This is a genomic window from Chryseobacterium culicis (assembly GCF_900108365.1).
Classification (GTDB): domain Bacteria; phylum Bacteroidota; class Bacteroidia; order Flavobacteriales; family Weeksellaceae; genus Chryseobacterium; species Chryseobacterium culicis.
In genome coordinates, this window is record NZ_FNWQ01000002.1 from 516334 (window position 1) to 535735 (window position 19402).

General features: G+C 36.6%; 18 protein-coding genes. 8 read left to right on the top strand and 10 right to left on the bottom strand.

The window, feature by feature from the left end; translation table 11 throughout:
* Nucleotides 1–2 precede the first annotated feature (2 nt).
* The 6 genes from hisH (at nucleotide 3) to BLW74_RS08635 (ending at nucleotide 5574) form a co-directional block, all read left to right on the top strand.
* Nucleotides 3–584, top strand: coding sequence for an imidazole glycerol phosphate synthase subunit HisH (gene hisH, locus BLW74_RS08610; protein ID WP_089691737.1), 582 nt, complete (start codon nucleotides 3–5; stop codon nucleotides 582–584).
* Nucleotides 584–1306, top strand: coding sequence for a 1-(5-phosphoribosyl)-5-[(5-phosphoribosylamino)methylideneamino]imidazole-4-carboxamide isomerase (hisA, locus tag BLW74_RS08615; protein ID WP_089692587.1), 723 nt, complete (start codon nucleotides 584–586; stop codon nucleotides 1304–1306). The genes hisH and hisA overlap by 1 nt, the downstream gene beginning before the upstream one ends.
* Entirely contained in the window at nucleotides 1299–2051 is a 753-nt protein-coding gene (gene hisF / locus BLW74_RS08620; protein ID WP_089691739.1) for an imidazole glycerol phosphate synthase subunit HisF, read from the top strand. Before hisA ends, hisF begins: the two co-directional genes overlap by 8 nt.
* The gene (hisIE, locus tag BLW74_RS08625) at nucleotides 2048–2635 is read left to right on the top strand and encodes a bifunctional phosphoribosyl-AMP cyclohydrolase/phosphoribosyl-ATP diphosphatase HisIE (RefSeq protein ID WP_089691742.1); all 588 of its coding nucleotides are present in this window, start codon (nucleotides 2048–2050) and stop codon (nucleotides 2633–2635) included. The genes hisF and hisIE overlap by 4 nt, the downstream gene beginning before the upstream one ends.
* 261 nt (nucleotides 2636–2896) lie before the next feature.
* Nucleotides 2897–5020 carry a TonB-dependent receptor gene (locus BLW74_RS08630; protein WP_089691745.1) on the top strand — a complete coding sequence of 708 codons (2124 nt, stop codon included), beginning with the start codon at nucleotides 2897–2899 and terminating at the stop codon, nucleotides 5018–5020.
* Between the two features lie 128 nt (nucleotides 5021–5148).
* Nucleotides 5149–5574, top strand: coding sequence for a hypothetical protein (locus BLW74_RS08635; RefSeq protein ID WP_089691748.1), 426 nt, complete (start codon nucleotides 5149–5151; stop codon nucleotides 5572–5574).
* A gap of 81 nt (nucleotides 5575–5655) precedes the next feature.
* Here BLW74_RS08635 and BLW74_RS08640 read toward each other — a convergent pair whose 3' ends face one another.
* The 8 genes from BLW74_RS08640 to BLW74_RS08675 all read right to left on the bottom strand — a co-directional run bounded on the left by BLW74_RS08640 (nucleotide 5656) and on the right by BLW74_RS08675 (nucleotide 14224).
* Nucleotides 5656–6825, bottom strand: coding sequence for a M28 family peptidase (locus BLW74_RS08640; protein ID WP_089691751.1), 1170 nt, complete (start codon nucleotides 6823–6825; stop codon nucleotides 5656–5658).
* Nucleotides 6826–7020: 195 nt separating this feature from the next.
* Complete coding sequence (locus BLW74_RS08645) at nucleotides 7021–8214, bottom strand: M28 family peptidase (protein ID WP_228424834.1); 1194 nt, start codon at nucleotides 8212–8214, stop codon at nucleotides 7021–7023.
* 52 nt (nucleotides 8215–8266) lie between these two features.
* Nucleotides 8267–9445 carry a M28 family peptidase gene (locus BLW74_RS08650; protein WP_089691759.1) on the bottom strand — a complete coding sequence of 393 codons (1179 nt, stop codon included), beginning with the start codon at nucleotides 9443–9445 and terminating at the stop codon, nucleotides 8267–8269.
* Nucleotides 9446–9827: 382 nt separating this feature from the next.
* Nucleotides 9828–10172: a 50S ribosomal protein L20 gene (gene rplT, locus BLW74_RS08655; protein WP_034694451.1), complete on the bottom strand. Its 345-nt coding sequence runs from the start codon at nucleotides 10170–10172 to the stop codon at nucleotides 9828–9830.
* 119 nt (nucleotides 10173–10291) lie between these two features.
* The gene (gene rpmI, locus BLW74_RS08660; RefSeq protein WP_002979658.1) at nucleotides 10292–10489 is read right to left on the bottom strand and encodes a 50S ribosomal protein L35; all 198 of its coding nucleotides are present in this window, start codon (nucleotides 10487–10489) and stop codon (nucleotides 10292–10294) included.
* A gap of 185 nt (nucleotides 10490–10674) precedes the next feature.
* Nucleotides 10675–11247 (bottom strand): hypothetical protein, encoded by a 573-nt coding sequence (locus BLW74_RS08665; protein ID WP_089691761.1) that lies wholly within the window; start codon nucleotides 11245–11247, stop codon nucleotides 10675–10677.
* 266 nt (nucleotides 11248–11513) lie between these two features.
* The gene (locus BLW74_RS08670; RefSeq protein ID WP_089691764.1) at nucleotides 11514–13283 is read right to left on the bottom strand and encodes a hypothetical protein; all 1770 of its coding nucleotides are present in this window, start codon (nucleotides 13281–13283) and stop codon (nucleotides 11514–11516) included.
* Between the two features lie 119 nt (nucleotides 13284–13402).
* On the bottom strand, nucleotides 13403–14224 hold the full coding sequence (locus tag BLW74_RS08675; RefSeq protein ID WP_089691767.1) for an alpha/beta fold hydrolase: 822 nt from the start codon (nucleotides 14222–14224) through the stop codon (nucleotides 13403–13405).
* A 526-nt stretch (nucleotides 14225–14750) separates the two neighbouring features.
* On the opposite strand from BLW74_RS08675, the gene BLW74_RS08680 reads away from it, so the two are divergent.
* Both BLW74_RS08680 and BLW74_RS08685 read left to right on the top strand, forming a co-directional pair.
* Nucleotides 14751–16949: an ATP-binding protein gene (locus BLW74_RS08680; protein ID WP_089691770.1), complete on the top strand. Its 2199-nt coding sequence runs from the start codon at nucleotides 14751–14753 to the stop codon at nucleotides 16947–16949.
* 1 nt (nucleotide 16950) lies between these two features.
* On the top strand, nucleotides 16951–17580 hold the full coding sequence (locus tag BLW74_RS08685) for a response regulator (RefSeq protein ID WP_089691773.1): 630 nt from the start codon (nucleotides 16951–16953) through the stop codon (nucleotides 17578–17580).
* A gap of 75 nt (nucleotides 17581–17655) precedes the next feature.
* Here BLW74_RS08685 and BLW74_RS08690 read toward each other — a convergent pair whose 3' ends face one another.
* Together BLW74_RS08690 and BLW74_RS08695 are read right to left on the bottom strand one after the other, a co-directional pair.
* Nucleotides 17656–18225 (bottom strand): hypothetical protein, encoded by a 570-nt coding sequence (locus tag BLW74_RS08690; RefSeq protein ID WP_089691775.1) that lies wholly within the window; start codon nucleotides 18223–18225, stop codon nucleotides 17656–17658.
* Nucleotides 18226–18323: 98 nt separating this feature from the next.
* Nucleotides 18324–19397: a resolvase gene (locus tag BLW74_RS08695; protein ID WP_089692588.1), complete on the bottom strand. Its 1074-nt coding sequence runs from the start codon at nucleotides 19395–19397 to the stop codon at nucleotides 18324–18326.
* Between the last annotated feature and the right edge of the window lie 5 nt (nucleotides 19398–19402).

A 19402-nucleotide genomic window follows, 5' to 3' on the forward strand; every position in this document is an offset into this window, starting at 1 on the left:
ATATGATTGCCATAATAAAATACAACGGAGGGAATGTAAATTCTGTCCAGAATACCCTCAACAGACTAAAAGTTGATTCAGTAGTAACTGATGATCCGGAGCAGATCCTAAAAGCTGATAAAGTGATTTTTCCAGGGGTTGGAGAGGCTTCATCTACCATGAAACTGTTGAAAGAAAGAGAACTTGATCTTTTGATTCCCAGCCTTAAGCAGCCTGTTTTAGGCATATGTCTGGGAATGCAGCTGATGTGTAAAGATAATGAAGAAGGAAATACAGAAGGAATGGGAATTTTTGATATCAGCGTCAGAAAATTCCCCGCAAAGGATATTGTACCGCACATGGGCTGGAATACCTTTTCAGGACAGCCATCACCGCTTTTTGCGGGGATTGAAATGAACAGTGATGTGTATTTTGTTCACAGCTATTATTGTGAGCTTTCGGACTTTACAACTTCTGTCTGTGATTACATTCTGCCATTCAGCGCCTCATTGCAGAAAGACAATTTCTATGCAGTACAGTTTCACCCTGAAAAGTCTGGAATGGTAGGAAATCAGATTGTTAAGAACTTTATAAATATATCATGATGAAAATAATTCCGGCTATTGATATTATTGACGGCAAATGTGTCCGTTTATCAAAAGGAGATTACAGTACAAAGAAAATATATAATGAAGATCCCGTAGAAGTGGCGAAGGAATTTGAAAGTTTCGGCATTCAGTTTCTTCACCTGGTGGATCTTGACGGGGCCAAATCCAAACACATTGTCAATCAGAAGGTCCTGAAAAACATTGCACGTTCAACTTCCCTGCATATTGATTTTGGAGGAGGATTAAAGACTCATGAAGATATTGAGACAGCTTTTAATTCAGGGGCAAAGCAAATTACTTTGGGAAGTATTGCCGTTCAGAATCCCGAATTTTGCTATGAAATGATTCAAACATACGGTTCTGAGAAGATTATTTTAGGAGCAGACTGTGACAACAGGAAAATTAAGACCTCCGGATGGCTTGAAGAAAGTGATAATGACATTGTAGACTTCATCCTTCAATATCAGGAAAAAGGAATACAAACTGCAATATGCACCGACATTGCAAAAGATGGTATGCTGGAAGGGCCGTCCACAGGACTGTATATTGAGATCTTATATAAAACTTCAGTGAAACTGGTGGCGAGCGGCGGAATTTCCGGGATCGCTGATGTCTATAAAATGAAAGATATTGGTTGTGCAGGGACAATTATTGGAAAAGCAATTTACGAAGGAAAAATAAGCTTACAACAACTTCAAAATTTTATTGAAAATGCTTAAGAAAAGAATTATTCCATGTTTAGATATCAAAGATGGAGCTACGGTAAAAGGAATCAATTTTGAAGGCCTGAAAAATGCAGGAGATCCTGTAGAACTTGCTAAAAAATATGAAAGAGAAGGCGCAGATGAGCTTGTATTCCTTGATATTACGGCAACTATTGAAAACAGAAAAACCTTTGTAGACCTGGTAAAGGAAATAGCCAAAGAACTCAGTATTCCATTTACTGTAGGAGGAGGAATTTCATCTGTGGACGATGTAAGGAAGCTTTTGGAAGCTGGAGCGGATAAGATTAGCATCAATTCATCGGCTGTAAAAAATCCTGAGCTTATTTCAGATTTAGCCAGAGAATTTGGAAGCCAGTGCGTTGTGGTAGCCATTGATACAAGACAGATAGGGGCAAAAGATCTGGTTCACGTTAAAGGAGGAAGAGAAGCTACCGAACTTTCTACCTTAGAATGGGCAAAACAGGCTGAATCCCTGGGAGCAGGAGAAATACTCCTGACCTCAATGGATGGTGATGGTACAAAAAATGGTTTCGATCTCCGTATCACAAAACTGGTTTCAGGAAATATAAGTATTCCTGTGATTGCTTCCGGAGGTGCCGGTACTGCGGATGACTTTGTTCAGGTATTTAATGAAACAAAAGCTACGGGAGGATTGGCAGCCAGTATTTTCCATTTTAATGAAATAGGTATTCAGGATTTAAAACAACAATTAAAAACTCAAAAAATAGAAGTACGATGAAAATAGATTTTAACAAAGATAACGGACTTGTTCCTGCAGTTATTCAGGACAACAGAACCTTACAGGTATTGATGTTAGGCTACATGAACGAAGAAGCTTATGAAAAGACTAAAAAAGAAGGAATAGTTACCTTTTTCAGCCGCTCCAAAAACAGGCTCTGGACAAAAGGTGAGGAATCCGGGAATTTCTTAACAGTAAAAAGTATTGACATCGACTGTGATCAGGATACCATTTTAATTAAAGCTGTTCCAAAGAATGTGGTTTGCCACACAGGAAGTTTCAGCTGTTTCGGAGAGAAGAATGCGAAAGGGTTTCTGTATGAACTGGAAGAAAAGATTTCTCAGAGAATAGATACCAAAGCGGAAGATTCTTATACCTATTCACTCTATCAGAGAGGAATTAATAAAATGGCTCAAAAAGTGGGAGAGGAAGCTGTAGAATTGGTAATTGAAGCGAAAGATAACGATGAAAAGCTCTTTAAGAATGAAGCTGCAGATCTTTTGTATCACTTCCTTATATTGTTGAAAGCCAAAGGCTATTCTTTGGAAGAAATTGAGAAGATTCTTAAAGACAGAAATAAATAAAACCTTTTATTTTAAAGGTTTTTTCGCCACAATACGAAAAGATGACAAAGTCAAATGTAATATTGAAACCTAATATATGACGATTATCAGTTCATGTTAATAAAATAAATTATAATGATCATAATTGTTGATTATTTTATTTAAATACTTTGATTGAATTCATTTAAAACTATATCGGAAAGTAGCCTGTTAAAACGATCAAATTAAGGAAGAAGCTAAAAACCGTACTTTTGTTTTTAATTATTCTAAATAACACTAAGTATGAATAAATCTATTTTCTTAATCGGAAGCCTTGTCACGTTTTTACAGGTGGCTGCCCAGAAAAAAGATTCATTAGAACAAAGCAGGCTGGATGAAGTGATCGTTACCGCTTCAAGAGCTCCGGAAGTTGTGAAGAAAACGGCTTCTACGGTTAATATCATCAATAAAAAAGAAATCGAGCAGCAATCAATGATTTCTGCCGATCTCAGTAATATTCTTGCCTATAAAGTGCCCGGATTGGCATTTGGAAACAACCTGGTAAGCAACAGAGGGCAGACCTTAAGAGGAAGAAATGTTCTGATTATGATTGATGGAATTCCACAATCCAGTCCTTTACGTAATAATGACAGAGAAATCCGAAGTATTGATCCGTCCGTTGTAGAAAGGATCGAAGTGGTGAAAGGAGCAACCTCCATTTATGGAAACGGTGCGGAAGGTGGAATCATTAATTATATAACTCAAAAAAGTACGTCCAATACAATATTTTCAGGAAGAACCGTATTAGGTTTTACCAGCCATGATTTGTTTAATAACAAGATGTTCAAATCAGATGGGGGTGCAGGGTACAGAATTTCACAAAGTTTCTTCGGTAAAGCAGGTAAGTTCGATTATCTGGTGAATGGAACTCTTACACAAAACGGAGTAAAAATAGACGGTGAGGGTTTGGTTCAGAATCCAAGATATGGATTGGGGGAAACGGCTGTCAATAATATTTTCGCGAAAATTGGATATGATCTTAATGAGAATAACAGATTGGAAGCGATGTATAATTATTATTCCAGTCTGCAGGATTCCAAATATATTTTAGATCTTGGAAAATATGGCGAACGGCCTTCTACCGGTAAATTAGGAGACAGAGAAGGAGTGAAAGAAGGGACAAGATATAACCACAACGGATATCTTAAATATATCAATAAGAATATTTTCCGTAATACCACGCTTAACACGACCTTGTATTTTCAGGACTTTTATACGATTTACGATTACAGAAATGCTCCAAGATGGAAAACAGGGGGACAATCCGCTATTTTAGAGAAAAAATACGGTTTCAGAGCTGATTTTAATACTGAATTTGGAAAAGAGAAAGGGCTGAAAGGTTCACTGACCTATGGTCTGGATCTTTTAAATGAAAAAACAAGCCAGCCGCTGGTTGACGGAAGAATGTGGGTTCCTGAAATGGATATGCTGGCTGCAGCCCCATTTGTACAGGGAAAATTATTCCTTACCGATCATCTTACGGTAAAGGCAGGAGTACGATGGGATAAAATGTCCGTAAAAGTTCCGGATTATACTACGCTGCCTTCTAACAAAGATGTTCCATTCCATGTGGAAGGAGGAAAATTACATTATTCAAACCTGTCTTATAATGTAGGTGTGAGCTATGTGGCATTTGATTTCTTCCAGCCTTTCACCTCATATTCCAGAGGGTTTAATATTTATGATTTAGGGCGTGTCCTTAGAGATGCAAAGAGCAATGTCTTAAGCGAAATCAATACCGATCCTGTAGTTATTGATAATTATGAAATAGGTTTCAACAGTAAAATCGGGCAGTATGTAGATTTTTCAGCCAGTTATTTTTATAATTATTCCAAGCTGGGAGCGGATCTTGTTTCCCTAAACGGATTCTGGACTCCGCTTCGTGCCCCTCAGTACATTAACGGAGTGGAATTGGCCGTGAATGTCTATCCTGCACAGGGTTTAACAATCGGAACCAATTATACCTACCAGGAAGGAAAAGTAGATGTGAAAAATGACAACAGCTACGAAAAATACCTGAGCGGTTTAAGAATTGCACCTGCAAGATTGAATTCTTTCGTTAAATGGAATGATCGAGCTCAAAAATTACAGTTGGGAGTGTATCACATGTACTCATTTAAAAGAGATCAATTTGAGCCTGCTGCCTCTGGAAAGTATGATGAAGGAGAAGGTCCTGTGAAAAGCTTTAACCTTTTCAATTTTCAGGGAAGCTATAAACTGAATAAACTCCTGACAGTTGGACTTGGAATAGAGAATGTTTTCAATACTTCTTATTTCACGCCTACTTCAATGTATACCGCCCGTGACGCAGAATATGTCCGCGGAAACGGAAGATATTATACGGTTTCTCTTAGTTTTAATTATTAACTTTTTATAAAACGAGCCCTTTTCTATTTTGAAAGGGGCTGTTTTTTTAGATTAAATTATAGGGTATCTTTTAATCATACTATTTGAAATAATGTTTATTTTAGGAATTTAAAAATAAACTCCTGCATATGATTAACGAGTTACAGAAAGCTCAGGATCTAATGAATGATGGGCAATATATGCCTGCCGTTACTATTTTGCAAAATATAAATGGATTATCTCCAAAAGCTGAAAACTATAGATTATTGTTTATGGCAAATTGTTGGTATAAGTTGGGAGAATATCAATGGGCTACTGATATTTCTGATAATTTATTACAAAAAGATGAGCATAATGAGCTGGCTTCTCAGATGAAATATTTGTCCTGCTGTGAGCTCAAAGATTTTGATAACGCTTTAGAAGAAATAGTACGTTTTTTATCATTTAATGAAGCGGATATTTATAAAGTAACTTTGGAGGAATTATTAACAGATATCAAAAATGGCTTTATTAATGAACAGGCTATTGTTTCTAAAATCAAAGAACTGGCGCTAAAAAATAACTGTTTGAAATGAAAAATATTTAAACACATTCCTCAGTTAATAAAAACAGCAGGAATATTCCTGCTGTTTTTTAATTATAAACTAATTGATCTTTTATCTTTCAATCATAATATTCTTAACAAGTGTTTCTTCGCCTACTTTCAAAACTCCAATATACACTCCGTTTTGTAACCGGGAAACATCAATCTTTCTTTCATTATTGACTTTCAGAAGAGATCTTCCCAAAGAATTACTGATCTCAAAACTGAAGTTGGTTTCCTTAGAATCAGGTAGATCAATATTTAAGACATTATTGGCAGGATTTGGATAGATTTTTACCGCTTCTAATGAGTTTTTAGCTGCAGTTTTGCTCATTGTGGTAGTTGCCGTTGCAAAATGCTGTAATGCCCCCACAGTAGCCTTCCCGATATTATAAACATAAACAGGATCCATATTGGTAAAGGTATCTTTTGAAGAGTGGGGATAGGTACTTCTGATCCTTTCAAAATATCCTGTAATTACTTCACCTTTCTGTTCAAAAGGAATATAATCCGTATCAGCTGCAGGATCTACCGCTGTCTGAAGAGGAGAGTAGAGCGCTGTACAGTTTCTCAACTGCTGAGTCACTGCCGCGGAAGCTGCATTATTGCTGGAAACGCCCCCCTGATCTTCATCACAGTACACGGTGTTGTTATTATTTCCTTTTACACCGCCTACCTGGTCCAGATTGAAGACCAGCTTGATATCCAATTTGCGGACACCTCCCTGATATACCACATTATTTACATAATGGCTGCTTCCTTTTAACCCTTGTTCTTCACCGGAAAAATGGATAAACTTAATAGAATATTCAGTTGGAACATTTCTTAAAATTCTTGCCGCTTCAAGAATAATAGAGGTTCCGCTGCCATTGTCATTCACTCCCGGTCCGTAAATGGTGTCGAAATGCCCGCAGATAATGACATACTTGTTAGGATAAAGCGTTCCGGTTTTGGTAATAATTAAATTTTTGGAGCTCGTACTTCCGAAAGTAAAAGGACTTTCTACAATCTGGCTGGCGGTATAGCCATAAGAAGTGTACTTGTTTTTGATCCAGTTCAGCGTGTTGGTATTGGCTACAGAACCAGTAGTTTTTACGCCTAAATTACTAAACTCCTGAAGATTGGCAGTAATATTGGCCTGGGTAACCATATCCGCTCTGTCTTTGTAAGCCTGGATAAAACTTTGAGCCCCGATGTACTGCATCACAAATGCAGTGCACAAAAGTGTTGTGAATTTTTTCATATAAATAATATTATTTTGGTGACACGAATGTAGTAAATAAATCACAATAAAGTGTTTAATATTGTAAATTAAATGAAAATTAATTATGAATATCATATCAGTTCATCGGTATGTATTGGGAATACTTCAATCAGAGGTAAAAAGAAAACCCCTGAAGCTATTCAGAGGTCCTTATTAACAAAGTCTTACAGTAAATTATCTTTCGATCATCACTTTTCTTACCACAGTTTGTTCTCCGGCTTTTAAAACCCCGAGGTAAGCACCGTTTTCCAATCCCGAAACATTGATTTTTGTTTCATTGGTTCTCTTGAAAATAGATCTTCCCTGGAAATCGGTAACTTCAAAAGTGAAATTCTTAATCCCGGAATTAGGAAATTCAATGTTAATGAAATCCTTTGCAGGATTTGGGTAAATTTTTATGTCTTCAAGGCTGTTTTTTACAACCGTTTCATGGGTTCCCAATGTTCCTGTAGCAACCGCAAAATGCTGCAAAGCTCCCACAGATGCTTTTCCTATATTATAAATGTAAACAGGATCTGTATTGGCAAAAGTGTCATTCACGGTATGGGGATAGGTACTTCTGATTCTCTCAAAGAAACCGGTAATCACTTCACCTTTCTGCTCAAAAGGAATATAATCGGTGGCTTCCGCAGGATCTACCGCCGTCTGAAGAGGAGAGTAAAGTGCTGTACAGTTTCTCAGCTGCTGAGTCACGGCAGCAGAGGCCGCATTATTTGAAGAAAGTCCTCCCTGATCTTCATCACAGTAAACGGTATTGTTATTATTTCCCATTACACCGCCTACCTGATCCAGATTAAAGACCAGTTTTATATCTAAAACTCGGGTCCCTCCCTGATAAGCCACGGTATTAGCATAATGCGTGCTCCCCAACAGTCCCTGTTCTTCACCGGAAAAATGGATGAATTTTATAGAATATTCTGTTGGTACATCTTTCAGAATCCTTGCGGCTTCAAGCAGGATAGAGGTTCCGCTTCCATTATCATTAACGCCCGTTCCGGTAATGCTGTCGAAATGTCCGCAGATGATCACATATTTATTAGGGTAAACGGTTCCTGTTTTAGTAATTATAAGATTTTTAGAAGTATAACCTCCCAGAGTAAAAGGATCTTCTACGATCTGATTGGCTGTATATCCGTAAGAAAGATATTTGGTTTTGAGCCATTCCAGAGCGTTATTGTTAGCTGTAGTACCTGTTTTTTTTACGCCCAACAGAGCAAAATCCTGAAGAGCGGTGGTAATATTGGTTTGGCTGACCATATTCGCTCTGTCCTGATAAGCCTGAATGAAACTTTGGGCATTCATATTGCATACAGCAACAGAAGCGAGTAAAAAAGTAGAAATTTTCTTCATTGCATGATTCCGATCCATTAATACTGATAAAAATTAAGCTCAAATCAGTATTCAGGCTCCTATTATTTTATTATTTATTGATGATTATTTTTTTTGTGGTATTTCCATTTTCTGTCTTAACGGTAACCATATAAACTCCGTTTTTAAGGCCTGAAGTATTTATTTTTTCTTTGTTTTCGACATGTAAAACGGAATTTCCCACCATATCATTAATTTCAACCGTAAATTGTTTTACCTTTTGCTGAAATTCTATCGTTATAAGATCCTTTGCCGGATTGGGATAAACTTTTACTGTTTCTGCTGAGTTCTGTGTGGTTTCTCTGACGCTCAAAAGACTGCTCGCTGGAGTAGCGACTGCGAAATGCTGCAATGCCCCCACGGCAGCTTTCCCTACATTGAAAACATACACCGGATCAAGGTTGGCATAAGTATCACTTACCGTATGTTGGTTATTGCTTTCGATGGTTTCATAAAATCCGGTAATGGTATATCCTTTAGCTTCAAAAGGCATATAATCTGAGTTGTAGGCATGAGAAAGATTGGTCTGAAGAGGAGAGTAAAGGGTAGTGCAGGTCATCAGCTCCTGAGTCATCGTATTTGATATTGCATTGTTGGAAGACAATCCGCCCTCATCTCTTTCACAGTTGATTGTATTGTTGTTATTTCCTATAAGACCTCCTACCTGATCAATATTTAAAACAAGTTTGATGTCCAGAACGCGGGTGTTTCCCTGATAAGCCACATTGCTTACATAATGGCTGCTCCCTACGAGACCTTGCTCTTCTCCGGAAAAATGGATGAACTTAATAGAATATTCTGTAGGAACATCTTTCAGAATCCTCGCTGCCTCAAGAAGAATAGAAGTTCCGCTGCCATTATCACTTACCCCAGCTCCAACAATGGTGTCATAATGACCGCAAATGATCACGTACTTGTTAGGGTAAAGCGTTCCGGTTTTGGTAATAATGAGATTCTTTGAGGTATTACCTGCATACGTGAAGGCATCTTCAGAAAAGTCACTTGCTGTATATCCATAAGAAAGGTATTTGTTTTTTAGCCAGTCAAAAGCATTATTATTAGCTGCAGTACCGGTTTTTTTTACACCCAGTCCTGCAAACTCCTGAAGGTTGGTGTTGATATTGGTTTGGGTTACCATATCTGCCCTGTCTTTATAAGCCTGGATAAAACTCTGTGCGCCAATAGTTTGTAATGCAGAAGAAGCCAGCAAAAAAACTGCAATTTTTTTCATTGTAGATACTTTCTTTAGAGATTGCTAATATAATAATAAATCGTCATTTATTATTAATTATTAAGACTGTACTGATGATATTATTTGTTGTTTTAATAATTATAGATCTTTTTCTTGTATTTTGTATTATGCTGCTTTTATGTTCGCTTAATATCTTGTATTTGTTTATATTTTACTTTTATTTTAAATTTTTTATGTTTATTTTTTATTAATTCATTCTTAAATTTTAAATGTTTCAATGTTGAGATGATAAAATTTGCTGAAAATTACGATCCACTAAAAAGGAATTTTACATTAATAAAAAGGTAAAATCGGGGAGTATAGAGCAAAAAAAATCCCGGATAAATCCGGGACCTATATTGATAACAAAATCTATTCTACATTATTTTACTTGATCTACAACAGCTTTGAAAGCTTCAGGGTGATTCATTGCTAAATCTGCTAAAACTTTTCTGTTAAGTTCGATGTTGTTCTTTTTAAGAGCTCCCATAAATTGAGAGTAAGACATTCCGTGCTCTCTGGTTCCCGCGTTGATACGAGTGATCCAAAGTGCTCTGAAATTTCTTTTCTTCTCTTTTCTACCACGGTAAGCATATTGCATTGCTTTTTCTACCGCGTTTTTAGCTACAGTCCAAACGTTCTTTCTTCTTCCGAAGAAACCTTTAGCTTGCTTAAAAATTTTCTTTCTGCGAGCTCTTGAAGCTACGGCATTTACTGATCTTGGCATAATTTAAATTGTTTTTTTGAAAAGGGCGGCAACTGATGTTACTCTTATTTGCACCGTTTCAGGGTTAAATTGTTGAATTTTTTTTGAATTCTTATAAACCGAATATAGATTTATAAAAACTACTTAATGGCTAATTGACGTTGAACACTTTTCTCGTCCACTTTAGCTACGTAAGAAGTAGTAGTAAGATTTCTCTTCTGCTTAGTTTCTTTCTTAGTTAAGATGTGGCTTTTGTAAGCATTTTTTCTTTTGATCTTACCAGAACCAGTAAGAGCAAAACGCTTTTTAGCACCTGATTTCGTTTTTAATTTTGGCATTGTTTTGCTTTTTTATTGTTTTTGTTATCAATATCTGTTTTGGTTACTCCTAAAGACATTAGGAATAATAGTGTGCAAAGATACGAAAAAAATCAATTCGAGCTTTCATAATCTTTGGTTTTATCCTATTTATATAAAAAACCGCCTCTGTAAAGAAGCGGCTATAGGTCTGGAAATTGTTTTTTTTACAGGAAGTCTTCCACTATAATGTCATTTCTTTCTTCATTATTTCCACCTAAAACAACTTTAATTCTGAAACCTGTAGGAATAGCTGCTCCCGCTCTTGAATATAGCTGAAGTTTCACATGCGGATTGGCTACGTAATAATTAACAGCAGTATTAGAGCTCCACAGCGGGCTTCCATCTCTGTAGATGACCATATTTCCATCGTTCTGCACAATAAGAGACGGAGTACCCGTACTTCTGTACGTATTGGAATGCCATAATACAGTATTCAGTCCTGGTCTTTCTCTGTAGAGAACCAGGTTGTTATCGGTTTGCATAATGAATCGGTAAGTGCTTCCGTTGTATTCCATGCTGATAGATTGTCCCGCACTCAATGTCTGAGGATGATTGGTAGATTCCTTTAAAAGTTTGTAGCGTGTAAGATCTATGATACCACGGGATGCGTTCTTTGCATCTGCGTTAGAGCTTTTCTCAATGGTTGTATTCATGTTCACAGGGTCAAGATCGTTATCCTGAGCACAAGATGCCAGAAGCATCGGAAGACTTAATAAAGTCAGTAATTTGGTTTTCATACGTTTAATTTAACAGCACGAATTTAATAATAAAAACCATTAAATCACAAATTCGGGATTAAACTTATATTAATAAACCCTTTATTTAAGGTGTTTCTTAATTATATTTAAAACACTGTTCAGTGTATTGAGTTGAAGAATCATCACTTTTGCAAATGATGATTTCGGGATATTTTAACACAAATTAGTTATGATTGAAAATACAGGAAATGGTGATGTTGGTTTATTTTGTTTCTATAGTTGATTAAAATCATGAAAAATATTCATTATTCTCTTTCTAGAACAATACTTTCTAAAGACATTTTGTTGTTTGGGGTAATAGAAATGCTCAGATGCCCGTCTTGATAAGAAATACGAGTCTTAATATCTATATTTTTACCTGTTAATCTTTGTACAGTCCAGTTCCCTTGTAAAATAGAATCAACATATAAAGTATATGTTTTTCCTTTATCCATTGTTTTTATCAGTTGATGTTCGGAAAATGTGCATATATCTTCTGAAGCAGCATTGAAAAAATATCCGGGAATCGTTAAGGTATTTCCATTTTTTTTAATACCTGTATTTTTTCCATATTTATTGAAAAATAGAGTGTATTCCAGCCCTCCAGCTTTTGTTTTTACTTTAACATAGTCTTTGTTAAAGAACTTATTGGCTTTCATCTGTTCACCAATATTAAAGTTGGGCTCATCACCTACATGGAAAATCATAATGTCAGGATTTCTTTTTATAACGTAATTGGCATCTCCCAGTTCATGGGCTAAAGCTCCGCTTCCAAAGTTTTTGGGCGGGTGCCTTGGAATATAATAATCATTCAGGCCAAGCATGTCTATGGCTGGCAGTTCTGAAGAATAGGGAATAGATCCGGCAGACGTTACAGCAATAAGAGTTTGATGAGGAAAAGTTTCTTTTAAAATTTCTCCCAGTTTTATTCCTTTGAACTCCCATCTTTCGTCAACCGCATTTTTATTGTCTGTTATTTTAGTTTGAATGAAAATATTGGCAATGAGAAGAATAATGATGATAAAGCTTACTTTCTTTGATTGCAGATTAATCTTTTTGACATATTGAAATCCAAAAATAATAGCGAAAACAAATAAAATAAGGACTACATAATAATGCCTGAACGCTGGAAAAATATCACCGCCAACTGATGTTACATAACCAATCCAGGCTGTAATAACCAATAACAAATAATAGCCAAAAAGTTTTTTTTGTTGTACAAGATAATAAAGGGAAGCTACTCCCAGTCCGGACAAAAGAAGGGTTCCCCAAAATGCTTTGAAGTTATAAAAACCACCGCGAAGAATATGATGAATAGTCACTTTCACCTTTACCAGTGCGGTATTTGGAACCAGTTCACCGTAAAAATTATATCGAAAGGCGAGCTGCCCCAGGAGGAATATTGTAGGAATTATAGCTGTTGCCAGCCCTATTCTGATAAATTGACTTTTATTTCGTCCCAAAGTAATCAATAAAAATCCGGATGTTAAGATCGTAAACAGGAAACCGTCAGGTCTGGTAAGTGCTAAAAGTCCAAGCCAAAGAGATAAAAGATAAATTGTCTTGAAGCTATTGCCATTGATGATTTTGGATACTTCAATCAAAGTTAAAGTCAACAGGAAAGCATATAAAGGCTGTTCAAGCCCTCCGATAGCCCAGACCGTGAAACATGGCGTTGTCACCAATAACAGCAGGGCAGGGAAAACATATTCCTTTTTACTATTCTGCTGATTCTTGCAATAATATAGAATGGCTCCCAAAGTTCCCAATGAACATAGAATACCTAAAATTCTTGCAGCAAGAATCAGATCTATGCCCAGTTTGCCCAATGCAGAAACGCCCAATACCCAAAGTAAGTTAGAATAGCCTTCTACAGGGTGGCCGTCATTCCAGGTGAGGCCTTTCCCTTCTATAAAACGCTGTGCATAGCGTAGGGATATTAAACTGTCATCTGAAAAAAAAGGATCGTAATAATAGCATCCAAAACAAAATAACAGGACGGCAAGAAAAAAAAAGGATAGATATCCTAGCTTCATAGATGATTCTGTTTATAGCGGAGCTTCCCAAACTTTTTAGGAATAGCCAGTGCAAAATAACGAAAATAAAAAAGCTGCAGACAAATTTTATCTGCAGCTTTTACTTTATATCAGAATTATTATGATTTTATAAACTCAAGAAGATCTCTGTTAATCGTTTCTGCTTCTGTTGTAGGCATTCCATGAGGAAAACCAGGATAAGAAATTAATTTCCCGTTTTTAAGAAGGGTAGCAGCCACTTTACCTGTTGTTTCAAAAGGAACAATCTGGTCATCTTCTCCGTGCATTACCAATACAGGTACGTCTACACTTTTAAGATCTTCTGTGAAATCTGTCTCAGAGAATGCTTTTACACAATCGTAATGAGCTTTGATAGAACCGCTCATTCCCTGTCTCCACCAGTTTCTCTGAATTCCTTCAGAAACGTTGGCACCTTCTCTGTTATATCCATAGAAAGGGAAAGTGATATCAATAAAGAATTGTTGTCTGTGCTTTGCCGTATTATTTCTGATATCATCAAAAACAGAGATTGGAACTCCGTTCGGGTTATTCTCATTTTGAACCATAATAGGAGTAACAGCACTTACCAAAACAGCTTTTGCAACTCTTCCGTTCCCATGTTTTGCTACATATCTGATCACTTCACCACCTCCGGTAGAGTGTCCTACATGAATTACATCTTTTAAATCCAGAGCTTCAACAATTTCTGCGACATCAGATGCATAAGTATCCATATCGTGTCCGTAAGGAGTCTGCTCGGATCTTCCGTGTCCTCTTCTGTCATGAGCAATTACTCTATACCCCTGTTCCAGGAAAAAGAACATTTGTGCATCCCAGTCATCACTTGATAATGGCCAGCCGTGGTGGAAGAAAATTGGTTGTCCTTTTCCCCAGTCTTTGTAATAAATTTCTGTTCCGTCTTTTAATGTAAGTGTGCTCATTGTTTCTTTTTTTATTGATTAATAAATAGTGTATCTGATTTTTATATTCACAAATTTAGATAGAAAATAATCACTATATCTTGATCTAAGATAATAATTGATGAATAATTTAAAGAAAATAATAACAAATAAATAATATAAAAAGTAGAAATCAGTTGAAAATCTTTTTGTTACATTAAGTAGTACTGCATTTCTGTATCCGGAATTCATCTTAATGTAACACCTGCACAGAAATACATCAAAAAACCACTATAATCAGGGATTTTTTTATCAAACGGGTTTGGTTACCTTTACCCGCAGATTTACGGTGAAAAATCTTATGATTTTCCCTTTTGATTTTGATAACTTTTATAGCTTTCTTTTTCACATCCAATTCAATGATAAATTCTTATTTCGAAAAACACCACGATAAAAAGTATGGGTAAAAACAGTAGCCAAATAAAATGGAGTGAAGAAGAAGCTGTAAAAGTAATTCCCTATATTTGCGTGCTTTACTATACTATAACTTAATAAAGACAAGGGGTTGATGCGCAGGATATTATTTATTTTACTTATTTGTCCGCTTTTTTTACAGGCACAGGATGTTTTAAGCAAATTAGAGAAGGAATACAGCCATGCATTAAATATTTCAGAACAGCTGAATCTGGCCCCCAAATATGCGACAGCCTTATTTTTTCATGATCTTAAGCCGAAGTCTTATCAGATTTTAGAGACCAATATATCCCTTGCTGCAAAACAGGCAGATGGAAAGTATGCTGCTATTTTATATGCAGTACAGGCCATGAATTACCGGCTGGATAACAAAACAGCCGAATGTTCGAAAAGTCTGGATCTGTCAAGGGTTTACAGCTTAAAGACAAATAGTAATGAAGCTAAAGGCTATTTTAATTACGCAAAGGGCTGGATTCTGACCCGTAATAATAAAATAACAGATGCTGTTGCTGCTTATCTCAAAGCAATCGACTATTTTGAAAACTCACCAACGACTTCCACTTTGTACGGACGATTTGGCAATACGGCAAAGGAGCTATCTGCCATTTATTCTGATCTGAATGAATATCAGCTGGAAGAAAAATACAGCAAACAGTTTCTACTGCTGGCTTCCAAACAAAATGATCCCAATCTTATCTTCGATGCCTACATGCGGATGGGCTATGTATATGAACAAAAATATGCACAGGAGCCATCCAATACTGCATTTAGGAATAAAACGGAGCAGTATTATTTACAGGCCATTGCTACTTTCAATAAAAATAAAGATGCTATGCTTAGCAGAAACAGCCTTTCCTATGCTGCCATCAATTTAGCAAATTTATATACGGGGTTTGACAGCAATAAGGCAATGCAATATGCACAGCTTGCTAATAAAGTAAGTTTGGAAATAGGTGATGCTATTCATATTGCTTCTTCATTTGGAATTTTAGCAGAATTGGCATTACAGAATAAAAATTATGATTTAGCCAAGTCTTATTTCCTGAAAGCTTCTATGGAAATTGGAAAAAGCCCGGTAAGAAATCATTTGATAGAATTATCTATTCTTGAATCTCTCTCCAGAATCAGCGAAGAGCAGGGCAATTATAAAGAAGCGCTGGCATATTATAAAAGTTATGTAGACAAATACAAAAGTGTTTATGACCAGGAAAAACTGGATGTTACCAAAAGACTGGAATCTCAGTTTGATAAAGAAAGACAGGAGCAGAAGTACATTAAGTTACAGCTGGAAAGTGATAAAAAAGCACAGGAAATTAAGTTGATCAACATCCTTCGGGCACAGCGTGAACAGGTATACAATAACTTAAAACTGGTAGAAGAAAATCAGCGTGAAAGACTGAAATTCTCAGAGCTTGAATCCGAGAAAAAGGAGCAGCAGCTTCACCTGGCAAAATTAGAAACCCAGCAAAAGAACAACGATATCAATACTTTTAAAAAGCTTTTGGCATTCAAGGAAAAGATCAATACGTACTATATCTTTTTTATTGTCTTTTTTATTGTTTTGATTCTCTTATTGCTGTATGCCTATAAACAGCGCGCAAAATCTATGAAACAAAGAGACGAACTGCATGCTTTAGCTTTAGAAAAAGAGAAACAAAACTCGAAAATATCTACGCTTACCGCATTGCTGGAAGGGCAGGAGCAGGAGCGTGGCCGTCTTGCCCGCGATCTCCATGACGGATTGGGAGGGTTGCTTTCAGGAACGAAACACCAGTTGTCTTATCTTACTCCTCATCAGTCAGAAAATATAGAAGAAGGAATTTCAAAATCTATAGGCCAGATTGATGAAGCGGTCGAGGAGCTAAGGCGTGTAGCCCACAATTTAATGCCGGATTTATTACTGAAATATGGCTTGGAAGCCGCTATTCAGGACTTTGCCTCCCGTGTATCCAATAGCGCATTAGAAATTCATACAGAATTTATCAATTACAGTAATTCTATATCACAGGAAAAGCAGCTTATTGTTTACAGAATTATTCAGGAACTGGTTAATAATGCCATAAAGCACGCTCATACTTCCGAGATTATTGTACAGATTAGTGAAGAAGAAAATCTGTTAAACCTTATAGTGGAGGACAACGGTAATGGTTTTGATCCTAAAAGCTTAAGTATGAGAAAAACAGCAGGTTTTCATAATATAGAAATCAGAGTTCAATTTTTAAAAGGAACGATGAATATCACCTCCGAACCTAATGTCGGTACCAGTGTAGAACTTCAAATTCCTATTCTTTAATATGATAAAAGTAGCCATCACAGACGATCATCCACTTCTACTAGAAGGGCTTAAAAATATTTTAGGAAACAGCAGTACCATAGATGTTGTAGATTGTTTCAGAAATGTTTCCGAAATGAATGCAGGCCTTGCAAAACAGGCGGTTGATATTTTACTGCTGGATATCAATCTGGCAGATACCAACAGTATCGAAATCATCAGGCCTGTCAAGAAAAAATACGGCAATCTTCAGATTATTATCCTGAGTGTTCATAATGAACTGCCTGTAATCAACAGCTCACTGGCAGAGGGGGCTTTGGGATATATACAAAAGAATGCGTCTGTTTCTGAGATTCTGGAAGGAATTACTGCCGTCTATGAAGGAAAGCGGTTTCTTTGCTCACAAACGAGGTCTGTTCTTGAGAAAAAATCAGTGGATGGGCTCAATCATGTTCCAAAGCTGACGAGAAGGGAGAAGGAAATTCTGGGAGAAGCGGCAAAAGGTCTTACAACCAATCAAATGGCGGAAAAGCTTTTCATCAGCCCGCATACCGTGGAAAGCCACCGGAAGAATCTGATTGAAAAGTTTCAGACCTCCAATCTTAGCTCAGCCATAAAACTGGCGATAGAATACGGTTTAATTATTGAGTAAAACTATATACCACAAAAAGGCTGCTTACATGATGTAAACAGCCTTTTTCTTATATAATCAAATAATTGGTGTGTTTTAATCTTTGAATTTCAGCGCAGCCTGAAACAGGTTTTTCTTTCCTGTTAAATCATATTCGTCATTATATTCGGGCTGATACATCAGAATGAAAACGCTGCCGTTAAACTCCTTTAACGGAATGGGCTGATCTACCATGATATCATAAAATCTTGTAATCGTACGGGTAGCAGTCCATTGCTTTGCATTTCCTTTTGGGGTTTTATCAAATCGGTGATCTTTCGCATCTGTATAATACCAATAGGATGGCGCAGAATCCATCAGAAACATTTCTTTATCCTTATTGTAAAGCTCCTCTGCCATCCCTGTATTCTGGAACCACTGAACCTCTTCTGTGCCTAAAAGTCCCAGCGCTCCTGCATAGATATCCTTATTTGTAGTGGCACCCACTAAAAACCCTTCCAGATTGACAGCAGTAATTTCGAACTGAAAAGTTGATTTCTTCAGTTCATAAACATCATTCACCGGCTCAATTACTTTTCCGTCCTGTTTTACAACCACTTTTAAAGATTGTGCAAAAGCCATAAAACTCAGTAAACAGAAAAGAAGGGTCAAACTTAATTTTTTCATTGTATCTCTTTAAATAATTGCCGCAAAGATATTGGACTTTATCCCCATAAACACTGGCTGGTTTCAGGGGTTTTTAAATGGATTTCAATATGGATTTTTTAAAACAGATTAGCCTTCAACTGGATTTTGATATAAGCTGTTTTCCGGCTTTTACCGGAGACCGGAGAAGAATTAACAGGATAGACTTCCGCATAGAAGGTGTCATTATCTGTCCAGAATGCTTTTGTATCATCGGCTATTTTGAAGTTGGTGAAATTCACATACAACAGATTATCCTGTTTCTTTGTTTGTGGAAAATATTTGTAAATAACGAAATCGCTTCCCACATCGTTATTGGACGAAACAAAGGTAACCCAGCCTTTAGAAGGAAGTATCTGTGGATAGCCTTCTGTACTCAGCTCAAACATCACTGCGTTTTTTAAACTGAAAAAAGAATAATAGGAATCCATAACTTCATCAGAATTTTCTTTGAATACTTCAAGATTTAAATAGGATGATCTTCCTATATATTCATTGGCAAGCGGCCCGGTTTCTGTAGAAACGCTTTCGTGTTGTGTAATCATCTCTTCCCGGCCATTTTCTTTGTATACCCAATGATTATCCTGCAATTGTATACTCGGATTTTTTACCAGTCTTTCACCGATTTGTTTTTTAGAATTAGCTTTAAATTCCTGTTCTGAAATCTCCGTAATCGTTCCAAATTTCTTAAAGGATTTATTCTTCAAATCATCAGATTGTTTAAATGTGCTGCTTCGGATCTCATAAAGATCTGCTCCTTTTAGCGTAAGCTCATATGCAGGAGTAAATTCCGATTTCAGGACAAATGCTTCAATACTGTTCGAAATGTTGTTATTAATGCTGTAGTGAATGGAGTAGAAGTCTTCAAACTCTTCGAATCCGTAATAATTATCGAGTTTATGATAAGCCATTTTCAGATGGGCTGCTTCTTTATGCGGGGCCACAAAAAACTGTACGGAATCTTTATTGGTCAATAACTGAAATGGTACTTCCAGTACATTATCCACACCTTTTACTTTTTTGAAATCGGATAATGTTACAGACTTTTGCATAACTTCAGTTTCTGCTTTGTTCTTCTCTGAGGTTTTATTCTGCTCATTGCATCCCGCCAGAACCACCATTGAGGATAGAAAGAATTGATGGATGATTTTCATTTTTA